The 18,596-nt window shown below is 66.3% G+C and carries 22 protein-coding genes; 9 read left to right on the top strand and 13 right to left on the bottom strand.

Annotated features, from left to right (window positions below; all coding sequences use genetic code 11):
* The first annotated feature begins 16 nt into the window (after nt 1-16).
* Nucleotides 17-343, top strand: a complete 327-nt coding sequence (locus tag A5655_RS11300; RefSeq protein ID WP_197508668.1) for a DUF732 domain-containing protein — start codon at nt 17-19, stop codon at nt 341-343.
* 81 nt (nt 344-424) lie between these two features.
* A complete protein-coding gene (locus A5655_RS11295) occupies nt 425-1,207 on the top strand; it encodes an SDR family oxidoreductase (RefSeq protein ID WP_067009699.1) in 783 nt (260 codons plus the stop codon).
* A gap of 15 nt (nt 1,208-1,222) precedes the next feature.
* On the opposite strand, the gene A5655_RS11290 is transcribed toward A5655_RS11295, so the two are convergent.
* The 4 genes from A5655_RS11290 to A5655_RS11275 all read right to left on the bottom strand — a co-directional run bounded on the left by A5655_RS11290 (nt 1,223) and on the right by A5655_RS11275 (nt 6,360).
* On the bottom strand, nt 1,223-4,117 hold the full coding sequence (locus A5655_RS11290) for an RND family transporter (RefSeq protein ID WP_067009696.1): 2,895 nt from the start codon (nt 4,115-4,117) through the stop codon (nt 1,223-1,225).
* On the bottom strand, nt 4,114-4,548 hold the full coding sequence (locus A5655_RS11285; protein WP_197508667.1) for an MmpS family transport accessory protein: 435 nt from the start codon (nt 4,546-4,548) through the stop codon (nt 4,114-4,116). Before A5655_RS11285 ends, A5655_RS11290 begins: the two co-directional genes overlap by 4 nt.
* Before the next feature lie 238 nt (nt 4,549-4,786).
* Nucleotides 4,787-5,395: a TetR family transcriptional regulator gene (locus A5655_RS11280; RefSeq protein ID WP_067009693.1), complete on the bottom strand. Its 609-nt coding sequence runs from the start codon at nt 5,393-5,395 to the stop codon at nt 4,787-4,789.
* A gap of 35 nt (nt 5,396-5,430) precedes the next feature.
* On the bottom strand, nt 5,431-6,360 hold the full coding sequence (locus tag A5655_RS11275; protein WP_067009690.1) for an alpha/beta hydrolase: 930 nt from the start codon (nt 6,358-6,360) through the stop codon (nt 5,431-5,433).
* A gap of 110 nt (nt 6,361-6,470) precedes the next feature.
* On the opposite strand from A5655_RS11275, the gene A5655_RS11270 reads away from it, so the two are divergent.
* Nucleotides 6,471-7,799, top strand: a complete 1,329-nt coding sequence (locus A5655_RS11270) for an aldehyde dehydrogenase (protein WP_197508666.1) — start codon at nt 6,471-6,473, stop codon at nt 7,797-7,799.
* Nucleotides 7,800-7,848: 49 nt separating this feature from the next.
* Here A5655_RS11270 and A5655_RS11265 read toward each other — a convergent pair whose 3' ends face one another.
* From A5655_RS11265 to A5655_RS11255, 3 genes are read right to left on the bottom strand one after another with little or no spacing between them, the layout of a single operon-like run.
* Complete coding sequence (locus A5655_RS11265) at nt 7,849-8,472, bottom strand: hypothetical protein (protein ID WP_067009689.1); 624 nt, start codon at nt 8,470-8,472, stop codon at nt 7,849-7,851.
* The gene (locus tag A5655_RS11260) at nt 8,469-9,071 is read right to left on the bottom strand and encodes a methylated-DNA--[protein]-cysteine S-methyltransferase (RefSeq protein ID WP_067009686.1); all 603 of its coding nucleotides are present in this window, start codon (nt 9,069-9,071) and stop codon (nt 8,469-8,471) included. Before A5655_RS11260 ends, A5655_RS11265 begins: the two co-directional genes overlap by 4 nt.
* Nucleotides 9,068-9,574, bottom strand: coding sequence for an RNA polymerase sigma factor (locus tag A5655_RS11255; protein WP_067009684.1), 507 nt, complete (start codon nt 9,572-9,574; stop codon nt 9,068-9,070). Before A5655_RS11255 ends, A5655_RS11260 begins: the two co-directional genes overlap by 4 nt.
* A 143-nt stretch (nt 9,575-9,717) precedes the next feature.
* Between A5655_RS11255 and A5655_RS11250 the strand changes: the two genes are divergently transcribed.
* Genes A5655_RS11250 through A5655_RS11240 form a run of 3 tightly spaced genes read left to right on the top strand, consistent with a single transcriptional unit; the run spans nt 9,718 to nt 11,632 of the window.
* On the top strand, nt 9,718-10,230 hold the full coding sequence (locus A5655_RS11250) for a methylated-DNA--[protein]-cysteine S-methyltransferase (RefSeq protein ID WP_067009681.1): 513 nt from the start codon (nt 9,718-9,720) through the stop codon (nt 10,228-10,230).
* Nucleotides 10,230-10,943 carry a 2OG-Fe(II) oxygenase gene (locus A5655_RS11245; protein ID WP_067009678.1) on the top strand — a complete coding sequence of 238 codons (714 nt, stop codon included), beginning with the start codon at nt 10,230-10,232 and terminating at the stop codon, nt 10,941-10,943. Before A5655_RS11250 ends, A5655_RS11245 begins: the two co-directional genes overlap by 1 nt.
* A gap of 23 nt (nt 10,944-10,966) precedes the next feature.
* A complete protein-coding gene (locus A5655_RS11240) occupies nt 10,967-11,632 on the top strand; it encodes a nitroreductase family protein (RefSeq protein ID WP_067009783.1) in 666 nt (221 codons plus the stop codon).
* On the opposite strand, the gene nthA is transcribed toward A5655_RS11240, so the two are convergent.
* Genes nthA through A5655_RS11220 form a run of 4 tightly spaced genes read right to left on the bottom strand, consistent with a single transcriptional unit; the run spans nt 11,622 to nt 14,093 of the window.
* Nucleotides 11,622-12,221, bottom strand: a complete 600-nt coding sequence (nthA, locus tag A5655_RS11235; RefSeq protein ID WP_067009675.1) for a nitrile hydratase subunit alpha — start codon at nt 12,219-12,221, stop codon at nt 11,622-11,624. The two genes, A5655_RS11240 and nthA, sit on opposite strands and share 11 nt — an antisense overlap.
* On the bottom strand, nt 12,218-12,901 hold the full coding sequence (gene nthB / locus A5655_RS11230) for a nitrile hydratase subunit beta (protein WP_067009672.1): 684 nt from the start codon (nt 12,899-12,901) through the stop codon (nt 12,218-12,220). Before nthB ends, nthA begins: the two co-directional genes overlap by 4 nt.
* Nucleotides 12,902-12,913: 12 nt before the next feature.
* A complete protein-coding gene (locus tag A5655_RS11225; protein WP_231999133.1) occupies nt 12,914-13,201 on the bottom strand; it encodes a hypothetical protein in 288 nt (95 codons plus the stop codon).
* Nucleotides 13,202-13,229: 28 nt separating this feature from the next.
* Complete coding sequence (locus tag A5655_RS11220) at nt 13,230-14,093, bottom strand: SAM-dependent methyltransferase (protein WP_231999132.1); 864 nt, start codon at nt 14,091-14,093, stop codon at nt 13,230-13,232.
* A gap of 105 nt (nt 14,094-14,198) precedes the next feature.
* Here A5655_RS11220 and A5655_RS11215 point away from each other — a divergent pair, with 105 nt between their 5' ends.
* Nucleotides 14,199-14,804: a TetR/AcrR family transcriptional regulator gene (locus A5655_RS11215; protein WP_067009666.1), complete on the top strand. Its 606-nt coding sequence runs from the start codon at nt 14,199-14,201 to the stop codon at nt 14,802-14,804.
* Nucleotides 14,805-15,416: 612 nt separating this feature from the next.
* On the opposite strand, the gene A5655_RS11210 is transcribed toward A5655_RS11215, so the two are convergent.
* Nucleotides 15,417-16,397 carry a WD40 repeat domain-containing protein gene (locus A5655_RS11210; protein ID WP_197508665.1) on the bottom strand — a complete coding sequence of 327 codons (981 nt, stop codon included), beginning with the start codon at nt 16,395-16,397 and terminating at the stop codon, nt 15,417-15,419.
* 478 nt (nt 16,398-16,875) lie between these two features.
* Here A5655_RS11210 and A5655_RS11205 point away from each other — a divergent pair, with 478 nt between their 5' ends.
* Nucleotides 16,876-17,493 (top strand): maleylpyruvate isomerase family mycothiol-dependent enzyme, encoded by a 618-nt coding sequence (locus A5655_RS11205; protein ID WP_197508664.1) that lies wholly within the window; start codon nt 16,876-16,878, stop codon nt 17,491-17,493.
* A 22-nt stretch (nt 17,494-17,515) separates the two neighbouring features.
* On the opposite strand, the gene A5655_RS11200 is transcribed toward A5655_RS11205, so the two are convergent.
* The gene (locus A5655_RS11200; RefSeq protein WP_067009657.1) at nt 17,516-17,938 is read right to left on the bottom strand and encodes an SRPBCC family protein; all 423 of its coding nucleotides are present in this window, start codon (nt 17,936-17,938) and stop codon (nt 17,516-17,518) included.
* 87 nt (nt 17,939-18,025) lie between these two features.
* On the opposite strand from A5655_RS11200, the gene A5655_RS11195 reads away from it, so the two are divergent.
* The gene (locus A5655_RS11195; RefSeq protein ID WP_067009654.1) at nt 18,026-18,577 is read left to right on the top strand and encodes a MarR family winged helix-turn-helix transcriptional regulator; all 552 of its coding nucleotides are present in this window, start codon (nt 18,026-18,028) and stop codon (nt 18,575-18,577) included.
* Nucleotides 18,578-18,596 lie beyond the last annotated feature (19 nt).

Raw genomic sequence — 18,596 nt, 5'->3', positions numbered from 1 at the left:
GATGAAGCAGCGCGGTATGGCTCAGAAGGTTTCTGCGTGCGCGGTGGGCGCGCTGGCGGCCGTCATGTTGGTGCCGACCAGCGTCGCGCGGGCCGATCCGACGGACGAGGACTTTACGAACTACCTGCAGTCGCACGGCGTCGACCTCGGTGGCCCGGCGATGGACGTGAAGGCGGCCCAGGTCATGTGCAATGACCTCAACGCCGGGTACAGCCAGAAGGATGAGATCGACCAGTTGACGGGCGCGCACCGGTTGAGCCAGAAGCAAGCGGAGATGTTCGTCGGCGCGGCCACCGCCGACTACTGCCCCGGAAAGCACCCGGCCAACAAGCCCAGCAAGTAAGGGCGTCGAAGGCCAGCCCTGGTCATACATCTGTGTGCGTCTGTATGGTGCAAAAAACACCGGCACGACAGGAGACGCGCAGTGGCAGAACGGTTGGCGGGAAAGGTCGCGCTCGTCAGTGGCGGGGCGCGGGGGATGGGTGCCTCGCACGTGCGGACGCTGGTGGCCGAGGGTGCCAAGGTGGTGTTCGGCGACATCCTCGACGACGAGGGCAAGGCCGTCGCGGCCGAGCTCGGCGACGCCGTCCGCTACGTGCACCTGGACGTCACCAAACCCGAACACTGGGAAGCGGCGGTGGCCGCCGCCGTGACCGAGTTCGGCGGGGTCGACGTCCTGGTGAACAACGCCGGCATCCTCAACATCGGCACCATCGAGGATTACGAGCTGTCCGAGTGGCACAAGATCCTCGACGTCAACCTGACCGGGGTGTTCCTCGGCATCCGTGCCGTGGTCAAGCCGATGAAGGAAGCGGGACGGGGATCGATCATCAACATCTCCTCCATCGAGGGGATGGCGGGCACCATCGCGTGCCACGGGTACACCGCGAGCAAGTTCGCGGTCCGGGGGTTGACCAAATCGGTTGCGCTGGAACTCGGGCCGAGCGGCATCCGGGTGAACTCGATCCATCCGGGCCTCATCAAGACGCCGATGACCGAGTGGGTCCCCGAAGACATCTTCAACACCGCGCTCGGCCGGATCGCCGAACCCAGGGAGGTCTCCAACCTCGTGGTCTATCTGGCCAGCGACGAGTCGAGCTATTCGACCGGCTCCGAGTTCGTCGTCGACGGCGGCACCACCGCGGCCCTGGCGCACAAGGACTTCTCCGCGGTCGATGCAAGCCAGCAACCCGAGTGGGTGACGTAGCCCTCTCGCAGAGGCTTAGACCGCCGCGACGGATTCGCGCTCCTTGGCCGGCGTGGGCCACGGCGAGGGCACCGGCCGCTGCCGCACCCGCTGCGGCCACCAGAACCACTTGCCCAGCAGCGCCGCGATCGACGGCGTCATCAGCGACCGCACGATCAGTGTGTCGAACAACAGGCCCAGGCCGATGGTGGTGCCGACCTGACCGATGACCGTGAGCTCACTGACGGCCATCGTCATCATCGTGAAGGCGAACACCAGCCCCGCCGAGGTGACCACGGAACCGGTACCGCCCATCGCCCGGATGATCCCGGTGTTCAGGCCGGCGTGGATTTCCTCCTTGAACCGGGACACCAATAGCAGGTTGTAGTCGGCGCCAACCGCCAGCAGGATGATCACCGACATGGCCAGCACCATCCAGTGCAGTTCGATGCCGATCAGGTGTTGCCAGATGAGCACCGAGAGCCCGAAGGACGCCCCCAGCGAAAGCAACACCGTCCCCACGATCACCGCTGAGGCCACGACGCTGCGCGTGATGATCAGCATGATGATGAAAATCAGGCACAGCGAGGCGATTCCGGCGATCAGCAGGTCATAGTTGCTGCCGTCCTGCATGTCCTTGTAGGTCGCCGCGGTGCCGCCGAGGTAAATCTTGGAGCCCTCCAGGGGTGTGCCCTTGAGCGCCTCGTAGGTGGCCTTCTTGATCGCCTCGATGTGCGAAATGCCCTCCGGCGTCATCGGATCGCCGTCGTGGCTGATGATGAACCGCACCGCGTGGCCGTCGGGTGGCAGGAAGTTCTTCATGCCCTTCTTGAACTCGGCGTTGTTGAAGGTCTCCGGGGGCAGGTAGAACGAGTCGTCGTTCTTGGACGCGTCGAACGCCTTGCCCATGGCGTTCGAGTTCTTCTGCGCCTCGTTCTGCTGATCCTGCAGCCCCTTTTGGGTCGAATACATGGTCAGCATCGTCGTTTTCATGGCCTTCATGTTCTCGATCATCGACGGCATCAGCGCCACCATCTGGGGCATCAGCGTGTCCAGGTGATCCATGACGGGCAGCAGGCTCTGGATGTCGTCGGTCATCGTGTCGATGCCGTCGAGGGCGTCGAACACGGACCGTAGCGACCAGCACACCGGGATGTCGTAGCAGTGCTTCTCCCAGTAGAAGTAGCTGCGGATCGGCCGGAAGAAGTCCTCGAAATCCGCCATGTGCTGGCGTAATTCGTCGATGTCGATGGTCATCTCGTGCATCTTTTTGACCATGACGTGCATGTCGTTCGCCATTTGCGCGGTGATGCTGGACATCTTTTCCATGCTGTCGATGGTGGTCTGCATCATGTCGGCCTGGTGCAGCATGTCGGCCATCTGGTCCGCCTGGTACTTCTGATTCATCTGCTGGGTGACGCCCTGCATGCTGATCTGAAACGGGATCGAGGTGTGCTCGATCGGCGTGCCCTGCGGCCGGGTGATCGCCTGCACCCGCGAGATTCCGGGCACCCGGAAGATCGACTTGGCGATCTTGTCGATGACGAGGAAGTCGGCGGAATTGCGTAGGTCGTGGTCGCTTTCGATCATCAGCAGCTCGGGGTTCATCCGAGCCTTCGAGAAGTGCCGGTCGGCCGCGGCGTAGCCGGCATTCGCCGGCAGGTCGGCGGGCAGGTATTTGCGGTCGTTGTAGTTGGTCCGGTACCCGGGCAGGGTGAGCAGGCCGACGAGCGCGATCGCGATCGTCACGATCAGGACGGGGCCGGGCCACCGGACGACGACGGCACCGACCTTGCGCCAGCCGCGAATTCGCTGCGCACGCCTTGGCTCGAGTGTCTGGCGGAAGCGCGATGCCACCGAGATCACCGCGGGACCCAACGTCAGCGCCGCCGCGACCACGACCACCATGCCGATGGCCAACGGGATGCCCAACGTCTGGAAGTACGGCAGGTTGGTGAAGTGCAGGCAGAAGGTCGCGCCCGCGATGGTCAGGCCCGACCCGGCCACCACGTGCGCGGTGCCGCCAAACATCGTGTAGTACGCGTCTTCTCGCGACTCGCCGATCGAGCGGGCTTCCTGATATCGCCCGATCAGGAAGATCGCGTAGTCGGTGGCGGCCGCGATCGCCAGCGTCACCAACAGATTCGTGGCGAAGGTGGAGAGCCCGATGATGTTGTAGTAGCCGAGGAACGCCACCATTCCGCGGGCGGCGGCAAGTTCGAGCACGACCATCACCAACGTCAGCAGCACCGTGACGATGGAGCGGTAGACCATCAGCAGCATCGCGATGATCACGATGAACGTGACGGTGGTGATTACCTGCAGGCTACGGTCGCCGGCGATGTGCTGATCCGCTTGCACCGCCGCGGGTCCGGTGACATAGGCCTTGACACCGCTGGGCGGGCTCAGGCTCTTGACGATGCCCTGGACGGCCTCGACCGACTCGTTGGCCAGCGCCTCGCCCTGGTTCCCGGCCAGGTAGACCTGGACGTAGGCGGCCTTGCCGTCGTTGCTCTGGACGCCCGCCCCACTCAGCGGATCGCTCCACATGTCCTGGACGTGCTCGACGTGTTTGGTGTCGGCGTCGAGCTTTTTGACCATCTGGTCGTAGAAGGCGTGGGCGTCGGCGCCCAGCGGATTTTGCCCCTCGAGCACGATCATGACCGAGCTGTTGGACTTGTATTCCCCGAACACCTCGCCCATGTGCTTTGTCGCGATGACCGATTGCGCGTCGTCCGGGCTCATCGAGACCGAGCGCATCTTTCCGACCTCGTCCAGCTGCGGGACGATCGTGTTGAGCACCGCGATGATCGCGATCCAGCCCAGGATGATCGGCACGGCGAAGGTTCGGATGATGCGCGGGATCGCCGGGCGCCCGGCGTGTCTTGCGACGGGCAGGACGTCGGTCGGGTGTTCAGCGCTTGCGCTCATGCGGATTTCACCAAGCAGAAGGTCAGGGCGTGCACGCCGTTGGTTATCTTCTCGTCCTTGACTTCGTCGTCGATGGTGATGCGACACCCGAGGCGGTCACCGTCGCTCTGTGCCGAGAGATTCGGGAACACCGACGGGGTGGTCGTGCTGAGGACCAGCGTCCAGGGCAGCGGCGCGTCGTCGACCCGCTTCGGGTCGGCGGACAGATCCAGGTAGTTGACGTTGGCGTGACTGGCCGAGCCGAAGATCTCGTATTTGACGACCTTGGGCTTGAACGGCTTGGAATCCTCCTGCCGTGGGCTGGTCAGGACGCCGGTGTCGTTGGCCGTGAAGAACGACTTGACCCGCGCCACGGTGAACCCGCCGATCACCACCACCGCCACGATCAAGAGCGGCAACCACGCGTTGCGCACGACCCTGGATAGCTGCACCTGCGTGGATTCCTCTCGTCGTCAAATCAACGTTGGTGCGTCGCCTTCGCGGTGATCACCGTATTAGGTTGCGCCACAACGGAGTTCGTACGCCGCCGTGATCGGTTTGGGCAGTCGGAAGCTGGGAACGCTGTCCCCGCATCGCGAACCCCCGTCTGATGCCACCACAGCATAATACATCGCCTGCATAATTTGCAGACAATGCAAACGAAGGTGATCTAGGTAACTATCCGGCGGATCACTTCGCGAAGATGCTGTTGACCAGGGCGGCAGCGCGCTCGACGTAGGGCATCGGCGTGTCGTCGAAATCCTGTGGCTCGGCGCTGGCCCAGCGCTCGATGCCCGAACGCACGGCGGTCAACGCCAGCGCCGCGATCAGCGGGGGTATCTCGTCGTCGGGCCGCATCGCCTGGCGACGGGCAACGATGTCGGTCAGCTGGTTCTGAAACCGTTCCAGCTCGGCGAGGAATGCCGCCAGTACCGCCGGGCTGGTCTTGCAGAGTTCGAGCATGCCGGCGGCCTGTTCGCGCAGCGGGGGCATGTCGCGCAGGTGATGTCCCGCGAGGCTGATCAGGTCCGCGAGGACAACCGAATAGGGCGCCGGCCCGGCCGCGACGAAATCCGCGGCCAGCTCCACGGGCAGGTCCGACGGGCCATACGCGATGGCGGACTCTTTGTTCGGAAAGTAATTGAAGAACGTGCGCGTCGAAATTCCCGCTTCGACACAGATCTCCTCAATGGTCACCTTGTCGAAGCCACGTTCCAGCGCCAAGCGCACCGCGGCGTTGCGGACGTCGGCGCTGGTCTGGCGACGACGCCGCTCGCGAAGGCCTAGGGGATTGCCCATGCCACTCATAGTTGCACAAACCGCAAACTTTGCAGTCAACTTGTGCGCGGCGCGAGGGCCTCGCGCAGGTGAGCGCACTGACTGGCGAAGAACTTCATCGAAATCGGCGCCTTGTCCGCGATCTGGTCGAACGCGTGAAACGCGCCCGGAGCGATCTCTTCGTGCACGGGCACCCCGGCCTCCCGCAGGCGTCGCGCGTAGTCCAGGCACTCCTGATAGAACAGGTCCAACGTCCCGACGCCGATCCAGGTCGGCGGCAGGCCCGACAGATCTTCCCGACGGGCCGGCGCCGCCTCTCGGGGATCCGCGCCGTTGAGGTACCACCGCCACGCCAGCTGATTGTCGAATCCGGTCCACATGAGCCGCTTGTGGCCGTCGTGGTCCGCGCCGGTGCGGTCGTCGAGCATCGGGTAGACCAGCATCTGGAACGCGACTTTGACGTCGTCGCGGTCGACGGCCCGCTGAGCCACGGCGGCCGCGAAATGTCCACCGGCACTGGCCCCGCCGACCGCGACCCGGTCCGGGTCCGCCCACGGTTGGTGCGCCAGCCACCGCAATGCCGCGTAGCAGTCCTCGACCGGGATCGGATACGGGTGCTCCGGCGCCAGGCGGTGTTCCACCGCGGCCACCGCGACGCCGGTGAGATGCGACAGCTTGCGTAGAAACCTGTCGTCGTGGGCGGCGTGTCCCATGATCGTGCCGCCGCCGTGGATCCACAGCATCGCCGCCGCCGGGCGGGTACGGCTGACGGGTAGGTGCAGGCGAACCGTGACGTGTTCGTTGACCGCGGCCACCGGGACATTACGCAGCCGGCCCGCGTTGCCCATCAGGTTCATCAGCGCCCGCTGGACCCGGTAGCCGCGATGCAGGGCGTAGCCGCGGGGCAGGAACCGGGCCGCCTTGCGCAGGCCGGGATCCAGGGCATGCCGCGACGTGAAGGCGTTGCCCGCGTGTGTGTTTGCCATCGCGTGCCCTCCGGTCCGGTGCGCCGACCATACCTGAAGCGGATATCGTCCAGGGCCATTAACTGATTGGCCCGCGCGCCGAGAGGGTAAACGGGGTCGTGGCTTCGACCATGACCAAGGTCATCAACGTCCTGGACCCGCGCACCGGCGACCAGGTGACGCAAATTCCCATCACGGAGCCGTCAGACTGTGACGACGCAATCCGGCGCGCCGCGGATGCGGCCCCCGACTGGACGCGCACCGCGCCCGCCGAACGTGCCGAGGCGATCGCGGCAGCCGCCGCCGACGTCCGCGGCGCCATAGACGAACTCGCCGAACTGAACGAGCGCGAAACGGGAAAACTGCGCGACGACGCGCGGTGCGGCGTGGAGGCCGGAGTGGGCACGCTTTTGCAGTACGCCCAACTCGGCCCGTTGCATCGCGGGCGCGGCCTGCAGGGCGACTGGTCGGCAACGGATTTGATGGTTCCCCAGCCGCGCGGCGTCGTCGCGGTGCTGACGCCCTGGGACGACCCCGTCGCCGTGGCCGCCGGGCTGCTCGGCGCGGCGCTGGTCACCGGAAACACGGTGGTCCACAAGCCCAGCGAGCGCTGCCCGCGGACCGGTCGGCGGTTCGCCGAGCTGTTGGCCGCGCGGTTGCCGAAGGGCGTGCTGGAAATCGTTGACGGCGACGGAACGGTCGGTGCGCGATTGGCCGAGTCGGAGCTCGTCGACGTGGTCGCGCACGTCGGCAGCAGCGCGACCGGACGGGAGATCGCCCGCGCCTGCGTGGAACGCGGCGCCAAGGCGCTGCTGGAGAACGGCGGAAACGACGCCCTGATCGTCGACGCGGACGTCGACCCCCGCTGGGCGGCCGGCCAGGCTGCACTCGGTGCGTTCGCCAACGCGGGTCAGATCTGCGTGTCGGTGGAGCGGGTCTACGTCGTCGCGCCGATCGCCGAGGCGTTCGTCGATGCGTTGGTCGACGAGGCCCTGTCGTGGGCCGATCGGATCGGGCCTTTAGTCGACCAGCGCCACCGCGAGCACGTGCACGCCCACGTCGAGGACGCGGTGCGGCGCGGCGCCCACGTCCTGGCGGGCGGCGAACCGCGACCGGGACCGGGTTCGTTCTATCCGCCGACCGTGCTGACGGACTGCGCGCCGGACATGCTGGTGCTGCGCGAGGAGACGTTCGGTCCGATCGCGCCTGTGCGGATGGTGCCGGACTTCGCCGCCGCGCTGGCCGAGGCCGGTAACGACCGCTTTGGCCTGGCCGCCACCGTGCTGACCGGCGACATGGCGCACGCGCAGGAGGCGTGGCGCAGCCTCCCGGTTGGCACCGTCAAGATCAACAACGTGTTCGGGGGCGCCCCCGGGGCCAGCGGCACCGGGGTCGGCTTCGGCCCCGAGCTCCTCGACGAGATGACCACCATGAAGGCGGTGCACTGGTCGCCGCTTTGATCCGCCGCGAGAGTGCAACTGCCGACGCCTCCACTCGAGAAACGCGTCGCTAGTTGCACTTTCGCGGGCCGAGTTGGACCGGATAGCTGGCGCGAAGGATGGCCACATTGGACGGCGGCGTGACGACGACCGCGGCGCCGGCTGCCGGCCGTGCGAGCTCGCCTCCGTAGCTGTAGTCCAGCCGGTTCCAGACCCTGAGGTGGTCGCCGACGACGACCGCGGGCCCACGCTCGGTTACGACGAAGACCCCGTCGGGCAGGTCGTCCCAGGCGGCGCGATGACCGGCCCGGTTTATCCGCTCCAGGTGCAGCTGCGCGTCGATGTCTTTAGCGTAAGGTGTTGCACCGGAGTGGGTTTCGGCCCACAGATCGCGGTACTCGTTGTAGGCGCCGCGACGGCATTCGGCGCAGGGGCGGTGTCCGGCGGCCAGCGAGACGGCCTCGTCGAGGAAGAACAGCGGCGTGTAGCGATTCGGCTCCCATTGCGCGACTCGACGGCTCCTGAATGACAGGACGCAGGTGATCCAGGTCTTGTGCTGATGGTTGCGCACTGCTACGCGGGTGCCGCGACCCTCGTGCAAGCGACCACGGTTGCCCATCCACGCCCCGCGGCCCGGGGCGGCGATGATCTCACCCAGGGGCGAGACCCGGTTGCGCGCCGGCCCGTTCGTCATCGACCTTGTTCGAGATCGAGCAGCACGCGCTTGGCGGTCGGGCCGCCGCGGTAGGCGCCGACCGCCCCGTCGGAACGGATCACCCGGTGGCACGGCACGAAGATGGGGATCGGGTTGGTCGCGCACGCCGTGCCGACGGCGCGTACGGCCTTGGGGGAGCCCGACAGTCGGGCCAGGGTGGCGTAACTCGCGGTGTCGCCATAGTTGATCTCGGCGTTGAGGTGTGCCAGCACGGTGCGCCGAAAGCCTCGCGACAGCGACCAATCCAGCGCGACGTCAAAGCTGCGACGGCGCCCGGTGAAGTATTCGTCTAGTTGTCGCACCATGGGGTCCAGCCGTGGGCGCGATTCGAGCACGCGCGGGCTGATGCGCTCCGCCAGGTTCTGCAGCACGCTGTCGCGGTCTTCGTTGGCGAACGCCACGCGTAGCAGTCCCAGGGGCGTGGCCGCCAACAGCAGGGGTCCGACGGCGGAGTCCACTGTGCGGTAGGCGATGTCGAGCAGATCCCCGGCCTGGGCGTCCCTTTCCAGGCGAGCGTGCAGGCGCCGGAGCCGATCGCCGTCGACGGGGTAGTGCGCGGTGAGATCCGGTGTGGTCATTGGTGTTTCCTTGTCGTATCGATGAGGGGATAGGTGCGGCGCAGGGTGGCGATCCCGTCGGCGGCGGCTCGGCGGGCGGCGTCAACGCTGCTGTCGAGAATCACCGCGATCTCGGCGTAGGGCAGGCCGGCCAGATAGTGGTAGGCAACGGCCTGGCGCTGCTTGGGCGGCAGCGCGCCCACCGCGGCGTCCAGGTCGAGATCGTGCGCGTCGGCCCGCTCGCGAGCGGGGGAGTCGGGCGGATCGGCGACGGGGGCGGCCCGCCGCGCGGCCCCGCGCGCGATGTCAATGGCCTTCCGGTGCGCGATGGTCACCAGCCACGCCTCGACATTGGCGTCGGCCGGCAGCTGCGGGTAGGCCTTCAGCGCGGCCAGGAACGTGTCCGACCAGGCGTCATCGGCGTCGACGTGGCCGATCACCGCTCGAACGACCCGCCACACCGTGGCGCCGTGTCGAACCACAACCGCCTCGAAAGGCGGCTTGACGTGCCGATCGACATTCATCCTGGCGCTGTTTCCTCCGTGCAATCCGCGACTCTCATTGTGAAGACGTCCGCGCGGCGCCGAATGTGAGCCCCGGGGCACATCGAAAAGGCGATCTCACGATTCCAAGCCGATCGTCGTCTACCAGGAAAGGAGGTTCGACGATGCACACACGACACACGGTGACCGACAGCCCGCTCGGGGAGCTGACCCTGGTCGCCGACGGCGACGCCCTCACCGGCGTGTACTTCCGGCGTCATTGGCACCCACCCACCGCCGACGCCCTCGGTCGGTCCGTGCTACCCGGCGCCGATGAACTGTTCCGGTGGACCGCCGATCAGCTGCACGAATATTTCGCCGGCGCGCGGACACAGTTCGACGTCCCCGTCGCCCTGAGTGGCGACCTGCGTCGCAGGATGGTCTGGGACTTGTTGCCCGCCATCGGCTACGGCGAGACCACGACCTACGGTGAGCTGGCCACGACGCTGGCCGACGGCTTCACGGCCTACGAAGTCGGCCAGGCGGTCGGACGCAACCCGCTCAGCATCATCGTCCCGTGCCATCGGGTCGTCGGGAAGGATGGCGCGCTAACGGGTTACGCTGGCGGTCTGAAGCGAAAACGATTCCTGCTAGACCTGGAGGCGCCGGTGCCCGCGGCGGCCGGCAGATTGTTCTGATGCCGTCGAAATGGGATCGGAGGGTGACCGCCGCCGACTGGGACGCGATCACCGCCGATGTGAACGATGTTGGCGGCGCACTGCTTCCGCGGCTGCTCACTCCGAGGGAGTGCGCGGCGGTGCTCGATCTCTACCCCGACGACAGCCTGTTCCGCGCCACCATCGACATGGGCCGCCACCGTTATGGGCAAGGCGAGTACCGCTATTTCAAACGGCCCTACCCGCACCCCATCGACGAGCTGAAACAGGCGCTCTACCCCAGGTTGTTGCCGATCGCCCGCGACTGGTGGACCAAGCTGCGACGCGACCCGCCCTGGCCCGACACGCTCGACGAATGGCTGGACATGTGCCACCGCGCCGGCCAAACCAAACCCACCGCGTTGTTGCTCAACTACGGGCCGGGTGACTGGAACGCGCTGCACCGAGACCTGTACGGGGACCTCGTGTTTCCGCTGCAGGTCGTCATCAACCTCAACGAGCCGGGCGTGGCGCACACCGGCGGCGAATTCCTGCTCGTCGAGCAGCGACCCCGGGCCCAGTCGCGCGGGACCGCCACCACACTGCCGCACGGGCACGGCTACATCTTCACCACCAGGGAACGGCCGGTCCGCTCGACGCGGGGATGGTCGGCCGCGCCCGTGCGACATGGGGTGTCGGTGGTCCGCACCGGTCACCGTTGCACACTCGGGTTGATCTTTCACGACGCCGCCTGACGGCGTGCGGCACGATGGCGGGCATGGAGCTTTACGACGTTATGCGCTCGACGTCCGCCGTGCGCGAGTACACCGACGACGCCCTTCCCGACGACGTACTGGCACGAATCCTCGACAACGCCCGCTTCGCGCCCTCCGGCGGCAATCGGCAGGGCGTGCGCGTCATCGTGCTGCGAGACAGGGACACCCGGGCGGCGCTGGCCGAACTCGGACTTCCCGCCGCCCGCCGGTACACCGCGCAACTCGCCAACCGCGATACGCCGTGGAATCCGTTGCAGCCGACCGGCGTCGACGCGTCGACGATCGAGGCGACGGACCCGCCGGCGCAGATGTCGGCCCCGCTTCGCGACGCCCCGGTGGTGCTCGTGATCTGTCTGGACCTCGCCGTCGTTGCCGCCACCGATCAGAACCTCGATCGCATCGGCGTGGTGCCGGGAGCCTCGGTCTACCCGTTCGTGTGGAACGTGCTGCTGGCCGCGCGCAACGAGGGCTACGGCGGAGTGTTGACCACGATGGCCGTCGCCGAGGAGCCGCGTGTCAAAGAGCTCCTCGGCGTGCCCGACCCGTACGCCGTCGCCGCTGTGGTCCCGCTGGGCAAACCGGTGCGACAGGTGAGGAAGCTGCGCCGACGGCCGGTCGCCGAGTTCGTCACCCGCGAGCGTTTCGACGGGACAGCTTTCAGCGGTTAGGTGGCGCCGGCACGACCGCAACGCCGACCATGGCGTCGCGGCTGACGAGGCGCGCCAACTCCTCGACGCCCCAGTCCCGGGTATTCGCCGGTTGCTGCGGCAACACCAGATACCGGGTTTCGGCGTTGGAGTCCCATACGCGGATCTGAGTCGAATCCATCAGGTGCAGACCGAATTCAGCGAGCACGGCGCGCGGCTCGATCACAACGCGGGCCCGGTACTCGGCGGACCTGTACCACTCGGGCGGGAGGCCAAGTATGGTCCACGGATAGCACGAACACAGCGTGCAAACAATGACGTTGTGGACCAGGTCGGTATTTTCAACCACGATCAGTTCGGCGCCCAGCGTGAGACCCGCTGCTTCGATCGCGGCATTGCCATCCTGCAGCAGTAGGTCTTTGTAGTCCGGGTCGCTCCATGCGCGAGCGACGATGCGCGCGCCGTTGAGTGGGCCGATGTCGTGTTCGAGCATGCCGGCCACGGCATCGATGGCCCCGGGTGGAACCAATCCTTTTTCCAGCAGCAGAGACTCGATCGTCTCTGCCCGGAGGGCGGGATCCCGCCGCGGGGCATCCGGTTGGTCGATCATGCTGCCTCCAGGTAGCGTTCCCACAGCCCGACGTAGATTCCTTCGTTCTGCTCGGCCGTGGATCCCCACAGATCGTGGCTGTCGAAGCGCACGGTATAGACGTGTTGGGGGTGCTCCCCTTGACCGCGAGCGTCGGTGTCGGGAAAGACGGCGCCCGGGTGGATGCGCACAATCATGCCGGGGCGCCCACGGACGTAGCGAGGCAGCCGGGTGTGTCCGTGCGGGTGCGCGTTGACGGCAATTACCGCGTCGCCCAACGCGAACCGCGGCGCTCGATCGATGTCGCGGCGGTTACTCGGTGCGCCGCCACCGGCCGTCGTTGCTTTTAGAATGTCGGCCGCTGGTCTGCGCTCGCGTTGCAGTGGCGAAGTGGTTACTGCACCGAGGCGTTCGACACGCAGCTGGATCTCCTCTGCGCTCAACAATGTGCGGTCCACCAGCGCCGCTTCCAGCGCGTCGAGATGGCGTTCGTAGTAACTGTCGGAAAGGTAGCGCAGCGGCGGCAGGCTCTCTATCGCCAGACGCAGGGCGCCACCGCCTCCGAAGAGGCCGCGCATCAGCAATAGCATGGTCATCGCTTCGACCCGACCTTCCCATGGGTTGCGAAACACCGGCTCGTTCTGCGCGCGCGGCACCGGTCCGAACGATTGCATGCCGCCCAGGTCGTGTAGCCCGTTCATCGCCGGACTCCTTCACCGGATCGGTTGCGCCCCATACCAGACACCGTCCGGGGCGCCGATGGCGCCGGCCCGTTCGCGGGCCTCCGCCAGTTCCGGCGAGCGCGCGAATTGGCGGGCCTTGTCCACGTCGTGCATGTCCATGACCACGACGACTGTGTCGGCGTTCTCGGCGTCGACGTAGGTTCCGGTGACCACCAAGCCGTGCTTTCGGCGCACGGCGTCAAGCTCCGGATCGCGGAAGACAGTGTTCCATTGCTCGACACTGGTGACACGTTGTTTGACGAGCATGATTCCGGCCACGATGAGTCCTCCTGACACTGAATGTTTTTCAGGGTGCGGTTTTATGAGCGGTTGCCAGCCAGGCGCGGCTGGCTTCGACATTGCGTTGATCGAATGCGGGCGGGGCGGGACGGCCGTATTCGGCGGCAACCGCTGTGATATCGCGGATTTCGGCGCTCCAGCCGTGCCGACGCAACCAGGCGTCCAGCTCGCCAGTGGGGCCGCCCTTCCACATCGAGACGAGTTCGGGTGAGATCGCCGCTCGCGCGGCGCGAAGCTGTTCGGAATCCTCGTTGTGATCCAGAGCGAGCGTGCTTCCCGTCGCGGAGCACGAGGTGATCCGGTCGAGGAAGACATCGGCCGCATCCGGTTCGAGGGCATAGAGGATCCCCTCGGCGAGCCACGCCGTGCGCTGCTCGGGATCGAACCCGGCCTCGACCAGCTGTGTCGCCCAATCGGTCCGCAGATCCACCGGCACTTCGACGCGCCGACAGCGCGGCTGTGCATGCAGCTCTTGCAGCACAGCGGATTTGAAGGCTAGGACCTCGGGCTGGTCGGCTTCGTAGACCCTGGTTCCGGTCGGCCACGTCAGGCGGAACGCCCGACTATCCATACCGCAGGCGAGCAGGACGACCTGTGCGGCGCCGGCTCGCGCGGCATCGAGCAGCGCGTTATCGAAGAACCGGGTGCGCACCGCGACTTGCTCGGCCATCAGCTGGAAGAAATCTGGGGCCGCGCCCTCGCTGTTCCACACCGACCCGCGCGGATCGGCGCGGTCCACGAACACGCGGGCATACGGGTCGTTGAACAGCCGGTCGGTGCGGGCGCTTTCGCGGGCGCGCAGCATTGCCACGCCTAAAGACGTCGCCCCGATGCCGGTCGGGGCCGCACGTGTTTGCCGTTGCTGTGTCATAGGCTTCACCTCCGACATCGATGTCTACAGGTGTAGATATAACGACTCTAGACCGGTCGAGCACGTATGTCTACCGTTGTAGATAAATCCGGCACGGAGGTGGCAATGAAGTCCAAGGTGGGCGAGAGCGCCGATGCGAACCCGCCGCGGCGCAACGCCGCGGCCACCCAGGCGCGCCTGCTCGTGGCCGCGCGCGAACAGTTCTTGCGCCATGGGTATCGGGCAACGTCGTTGCGGTCGATCGCGGCCCAGGCCGGCGTCGACGTGATGCTCATCAAGCGGTATTTCGGTTCGAAGGAACAGCTTTTCGCCGAAGCCACCGATGTCTCGGACAACGTTGACGCGGTGCGGCGTGCTGCCGACGACGTGGTGGCCGCCGCCATGATCGAACGGGTGTTGCGCGCTCGCCGCGACGTCGACGCCCCGTTGTTCGCGCTGCTGCGCTCCAGCGGCGACCCCGCCGTCGTCGAGCGCCTCAACGACCAGCTCGAAACCGGGCTCACGCGCAACCTTTCCCGCAGAATCAAGTCGAACGAGCCACGACTTCGCGCCGACATGGTCGCCGCCCTGCTCCTCGGAATCGGCGTCCTGCGTGCGCTGCTCAATAAAGATCCGATCGCCACCGCCGACGACCGCGCTATCGCCGCAATCTTCAGGGAAGCGTTTGAGGCACTGACGAAACTGCCCCAAACGGCCCCGCAAGGGGAGTGACAGGCGGAGCGCTAGGCGCCGTGGAACTCCGCCTCGGCGGTCGCGTCCGGCTCGTCGTCGATTAGGGGAAGTCCAATCACCCTGTGCCACAACCAATTCGTCACAGTGACGTATTGCGGGCCGTTCGGTACCGAAGGGGAGTAAGCCGACCACCGTCCGTAGCGGTTGCGTCCGCGCGGCCGAGTGGGACCGCCGGCGGAAGATCTCGACAGCAGCGGTCCAACCCGCCGGTTAGGAAGAGGCCGACGATGATCTGCCAGTAGAAATACCGGCCCACCGCATCCGCCGTGAAGGCGGTGTCGCCGTTGGCATGAACGCAGGGACTCGATGTCCGTGCGCCGCAAGCCAATTCGTCACAGTGACGTATTGATGCCGCGCCGGGGAGAGGGAGGATGGTTGGTCGATCGCCGGCAATCGGCCGACCGCTGGGTAGCGCGCCAGACCCATCCGGTCCAGTGGCTGATCCATCGCATGGTCTCGGGGTGAGTGCAACTGACGACAGGTAAAGGGCCGTAGGGGGCGAGCCGCTGCGTCAGCGCCGTGACGCGCTCGGACCGCGCTTCCACCGAAGACGCTCGTCTCCGCTTTACCGATAAGCGACATTATGTCAAGTTAGTCCCACTCCAATTTCTGAATTCGCAGCGTTCGATCGTGCGAACAGGTGGCCACGACCTGTGCGTCGGCGCTGAGTGCCACCGAATCTACCGACGCGCCGTGGGCGTCGAACTGCGTTAAGCATTCCCCGGATTCGAGATTCCAGAGCCGGGCCGTGGCGTCTTCGCTGCCAGTCAGCGCGATTCGAGCATCTGCGCTCACGGCGACCGAGGTAACTTTTCGATCGTGGCCACCGAGCGTGCGCAGTAACCTCCCGGAAGGCACGTCCCAAACGGTTGTCTCTCCGTCGACGCCTCCCACGACCGCGACGTCGCCGAGGCGGGCCAGGGCGCTCGCCTGCCAACAGTCAGTAGGGACCGCAAAGGCATGCGTTCGTTGACCGGTTGCGGTGTCCCACACCCGGATCGTCTCGTCCGCGAGAACGAGTGCGTCGCGTCCGTCGTCGCTGAGTCGCACGATCCGGGCGATTCCACCCAGGTCCTTCACCGCGTGCAGGCGACGTCCTGTGGTGACGTCCCAGGCCGTGGCCGAGCCCCTCGTCCCGCACAACGCAACCGTTCCGTTGCCGTTGACGGCGACCGAGTAGACCGGCCCGCTATGGCTGCGCAGTGTTCGCAGTCGCCGCCCGCTCGGCACATCCCACATGCGCAGCCGCCCATCGTCGGAACCCGTTGCGGCAGTGCGCCCGTCGGCGCTGAGGGCGACACAGCGAACTGCCCGCCAGTGCCGGCGCAGCACCCGGATCTGCTCGCCGGAAGCACAATCCCACAGCCGTGCCCTGCGGTCCCGGCCGCCGGTGATGAGCACACTTCCTTCTTCGGAGAAGGCCCAATTGACGGTATCGGCGCTGAACTTGGGAATGGTCAGGACACAGCGGCCGGTCGTCGTGCTCCATACCCGCGCCGGATCGCTGCCGGCGATCACCAACCGGCCACTCGGGTCGATCCCCATACCTAACGACCACTGGTGTGCCAGCACGTGCAAATCCACAACGGCACACCCGCGCCGCCCCGGGCCCTGTTGTCCGTCATCGCGCCACACCGCATACAGCCTAGGTGCCTTTCCTGAGGAGCACAGTCTCCGGAAGTCGCGTCTTCCGCGGCGGGTGGCTCGGGACGCCGTCATGAAGCCGCCACCTCCAGGCCCGGTGGCTACCCGACGGATCGGCAAAAACCACCGAACATACGCAGTGCACGCATTGCGCTACGAGCGGCCGTTGCTAACGGTCGCAGCCCTGCAGCGATGAGTTTCAGCGACTCGTCGCCTCGGTATCGGCGAGCCGCAGACGCTAGAAAGCCTGTCGGGCCGCTCGCTCGGTCGTCACGTAGTCCAGTGATCACGCTCGTCGGAAGGAACAACATGCCCGTACGACAGACCCGTCGCCGAGTACCGGCGCGCACTGCCTGAAGTCGGTCGCCGCGTTGACAGCCATACACGAATTGAAGGGAGGCTTGCCGTGGGCAGCACATGGAAGTTGATAGAAATCGAGCGCACGAGACTCGCCGAGGCGCTCGGAGGGCTCACCGCGCAGGAATGGCAGAAGCCGTCGCTGGTCGCCGGGTGGGACAACCACCTCACCCTCGCCCACGTCGTGGGCAGCGCCCAGGTCAACTTCCGCACGGCGATCGTCGGCCTGGTCTCGCACGGCTTCAGTTTCTCCAAGATGGTGGCCGACTTAAACCAGCAGACGGCCACGGTCAGCTCGCGGGAGCTGGTGGCCAAGCTGCGCGAGCTGTCCACAGCCCGCGACCGGCCGCCGGGCCCGGTAGCCGCCCAGCTGCTCGAGGTGGTCGTGCACGGCGAGGACATCGTCTACTCGCTGGGGCGCAAGGTCGAGCACGACCACGTGGCACTGATCGCCGCGGCCGAATACGCAAAGAACGAACAGACTTTCGTCGGGGTCCGCAAGCGCATCGCCGGGCTGCGCGCGCGGGCGACCGACTTTGACTGGTCCACCGGAGCGGGGCCCGAGGTGTCCGGACCGATGGTCGCGCTGCTGCTGGCCATCTGCGGGCGCAAGGCGGCCCTTGACGAGCTGACCGGCGACGGGGTCGAGATCCTGCGCAGCCGGTGATCCCCGCCAACAACGACCGGGGCTATCCCTCGACGGTCCTCTTCAGGCCGGCTAGCATCGAATTCCAGTTCGCCTCTGCTCGGTTGGCTTCTTCTTGACTGGAGTTGTTGTCCTGCGACAGTTTTACGTCGGTGCCTGAATTCGTGGATCTCAATTCGTAGGTCAGTGTGTGGTAGTTCTCGGGCTTGTCCGGCAGGCCCGTCATCGGGCTGAAGTGCGTGACCCGCAGCAGGTGCGGCTCCTGCACGTCGATAACTGACCCCTTGTCCTCGTAGGCCTTTCCATCGTATTCGCCTGACCAGGTGATGGAACTGCCCGGTTTCCAGTCGGTCTTCACGCGTGTCCCGAAGAAGTACTTCTCCACGATGTCCGGATCGGTCAGCGCCTGCCACACCCGCTCAACAGATGCGTTGATGCCGATCTCTGCGGTGGCTGTGAATGTCATCGACGATCCTCCTATCGTTAGGATATATGACTGAGTCATATATCGACTACCCTGTAGGACGAACCGACAAACCATGCAGCAGGTGCGATGGACGACCATGACCACGAGCAGCTGATCAACTGGGTGGCAGTGGCGGCGCTCGCCATCAGCGACGCCATCTACGACTCGCTCGAATCGTCGACCCGACACGATCGCAGCGCCGCTGTCGCGCTGGTCGCGTTGGCAGACTTGGCGCACGGGGGGTCCGTCCAGTCGCTGAGCTCGGTGCTGGGCGTCAGTCACTCGGGTTGTGTCCGGATCATGGATCGACTGGCTCGCGACGGGCTCGTCGACCGCCGGCCCGGCACGGATGGCCGCACACGCTCCCTGGCGCTGACACCCGAAGGACGACGACTTGCGCGCCGGCTGCGTCGCGCTCGCGACGATGCGGTCGTCGCCGCGCTCAGGCATCTCAGCGCCGAGCAACGGAAGCAGCTTCGCGGGATCAGTCGGGCGGTGGTTGCGACATCGGCGCGTGACCGCCTCGAACATCGCCGAACTGGGTGGTCACCGGGCGGCGGTTGGCTGTGTCGGCTATGCGACGCGGCAGCCTGCGGGCGCGACGCCGGCCAGTGCCCAGCCGCGAACGCGGTGCAGTGATGAACGCCTGATTTTCCGG

It is taken from the genome of Mycobacterium sp. 1081908.1, from assembly GCF_001673535.1.
Lineage (GTDB): Bacteria > Actinomycetota > Actinomycetes > Mycobacteriales > Mycobacteriaceae > Mycobacterium.
Note: the sequence above shows the minus strand (reverse complement) of the source record. Positions and strands in the feature narration are given on the sequence as shown.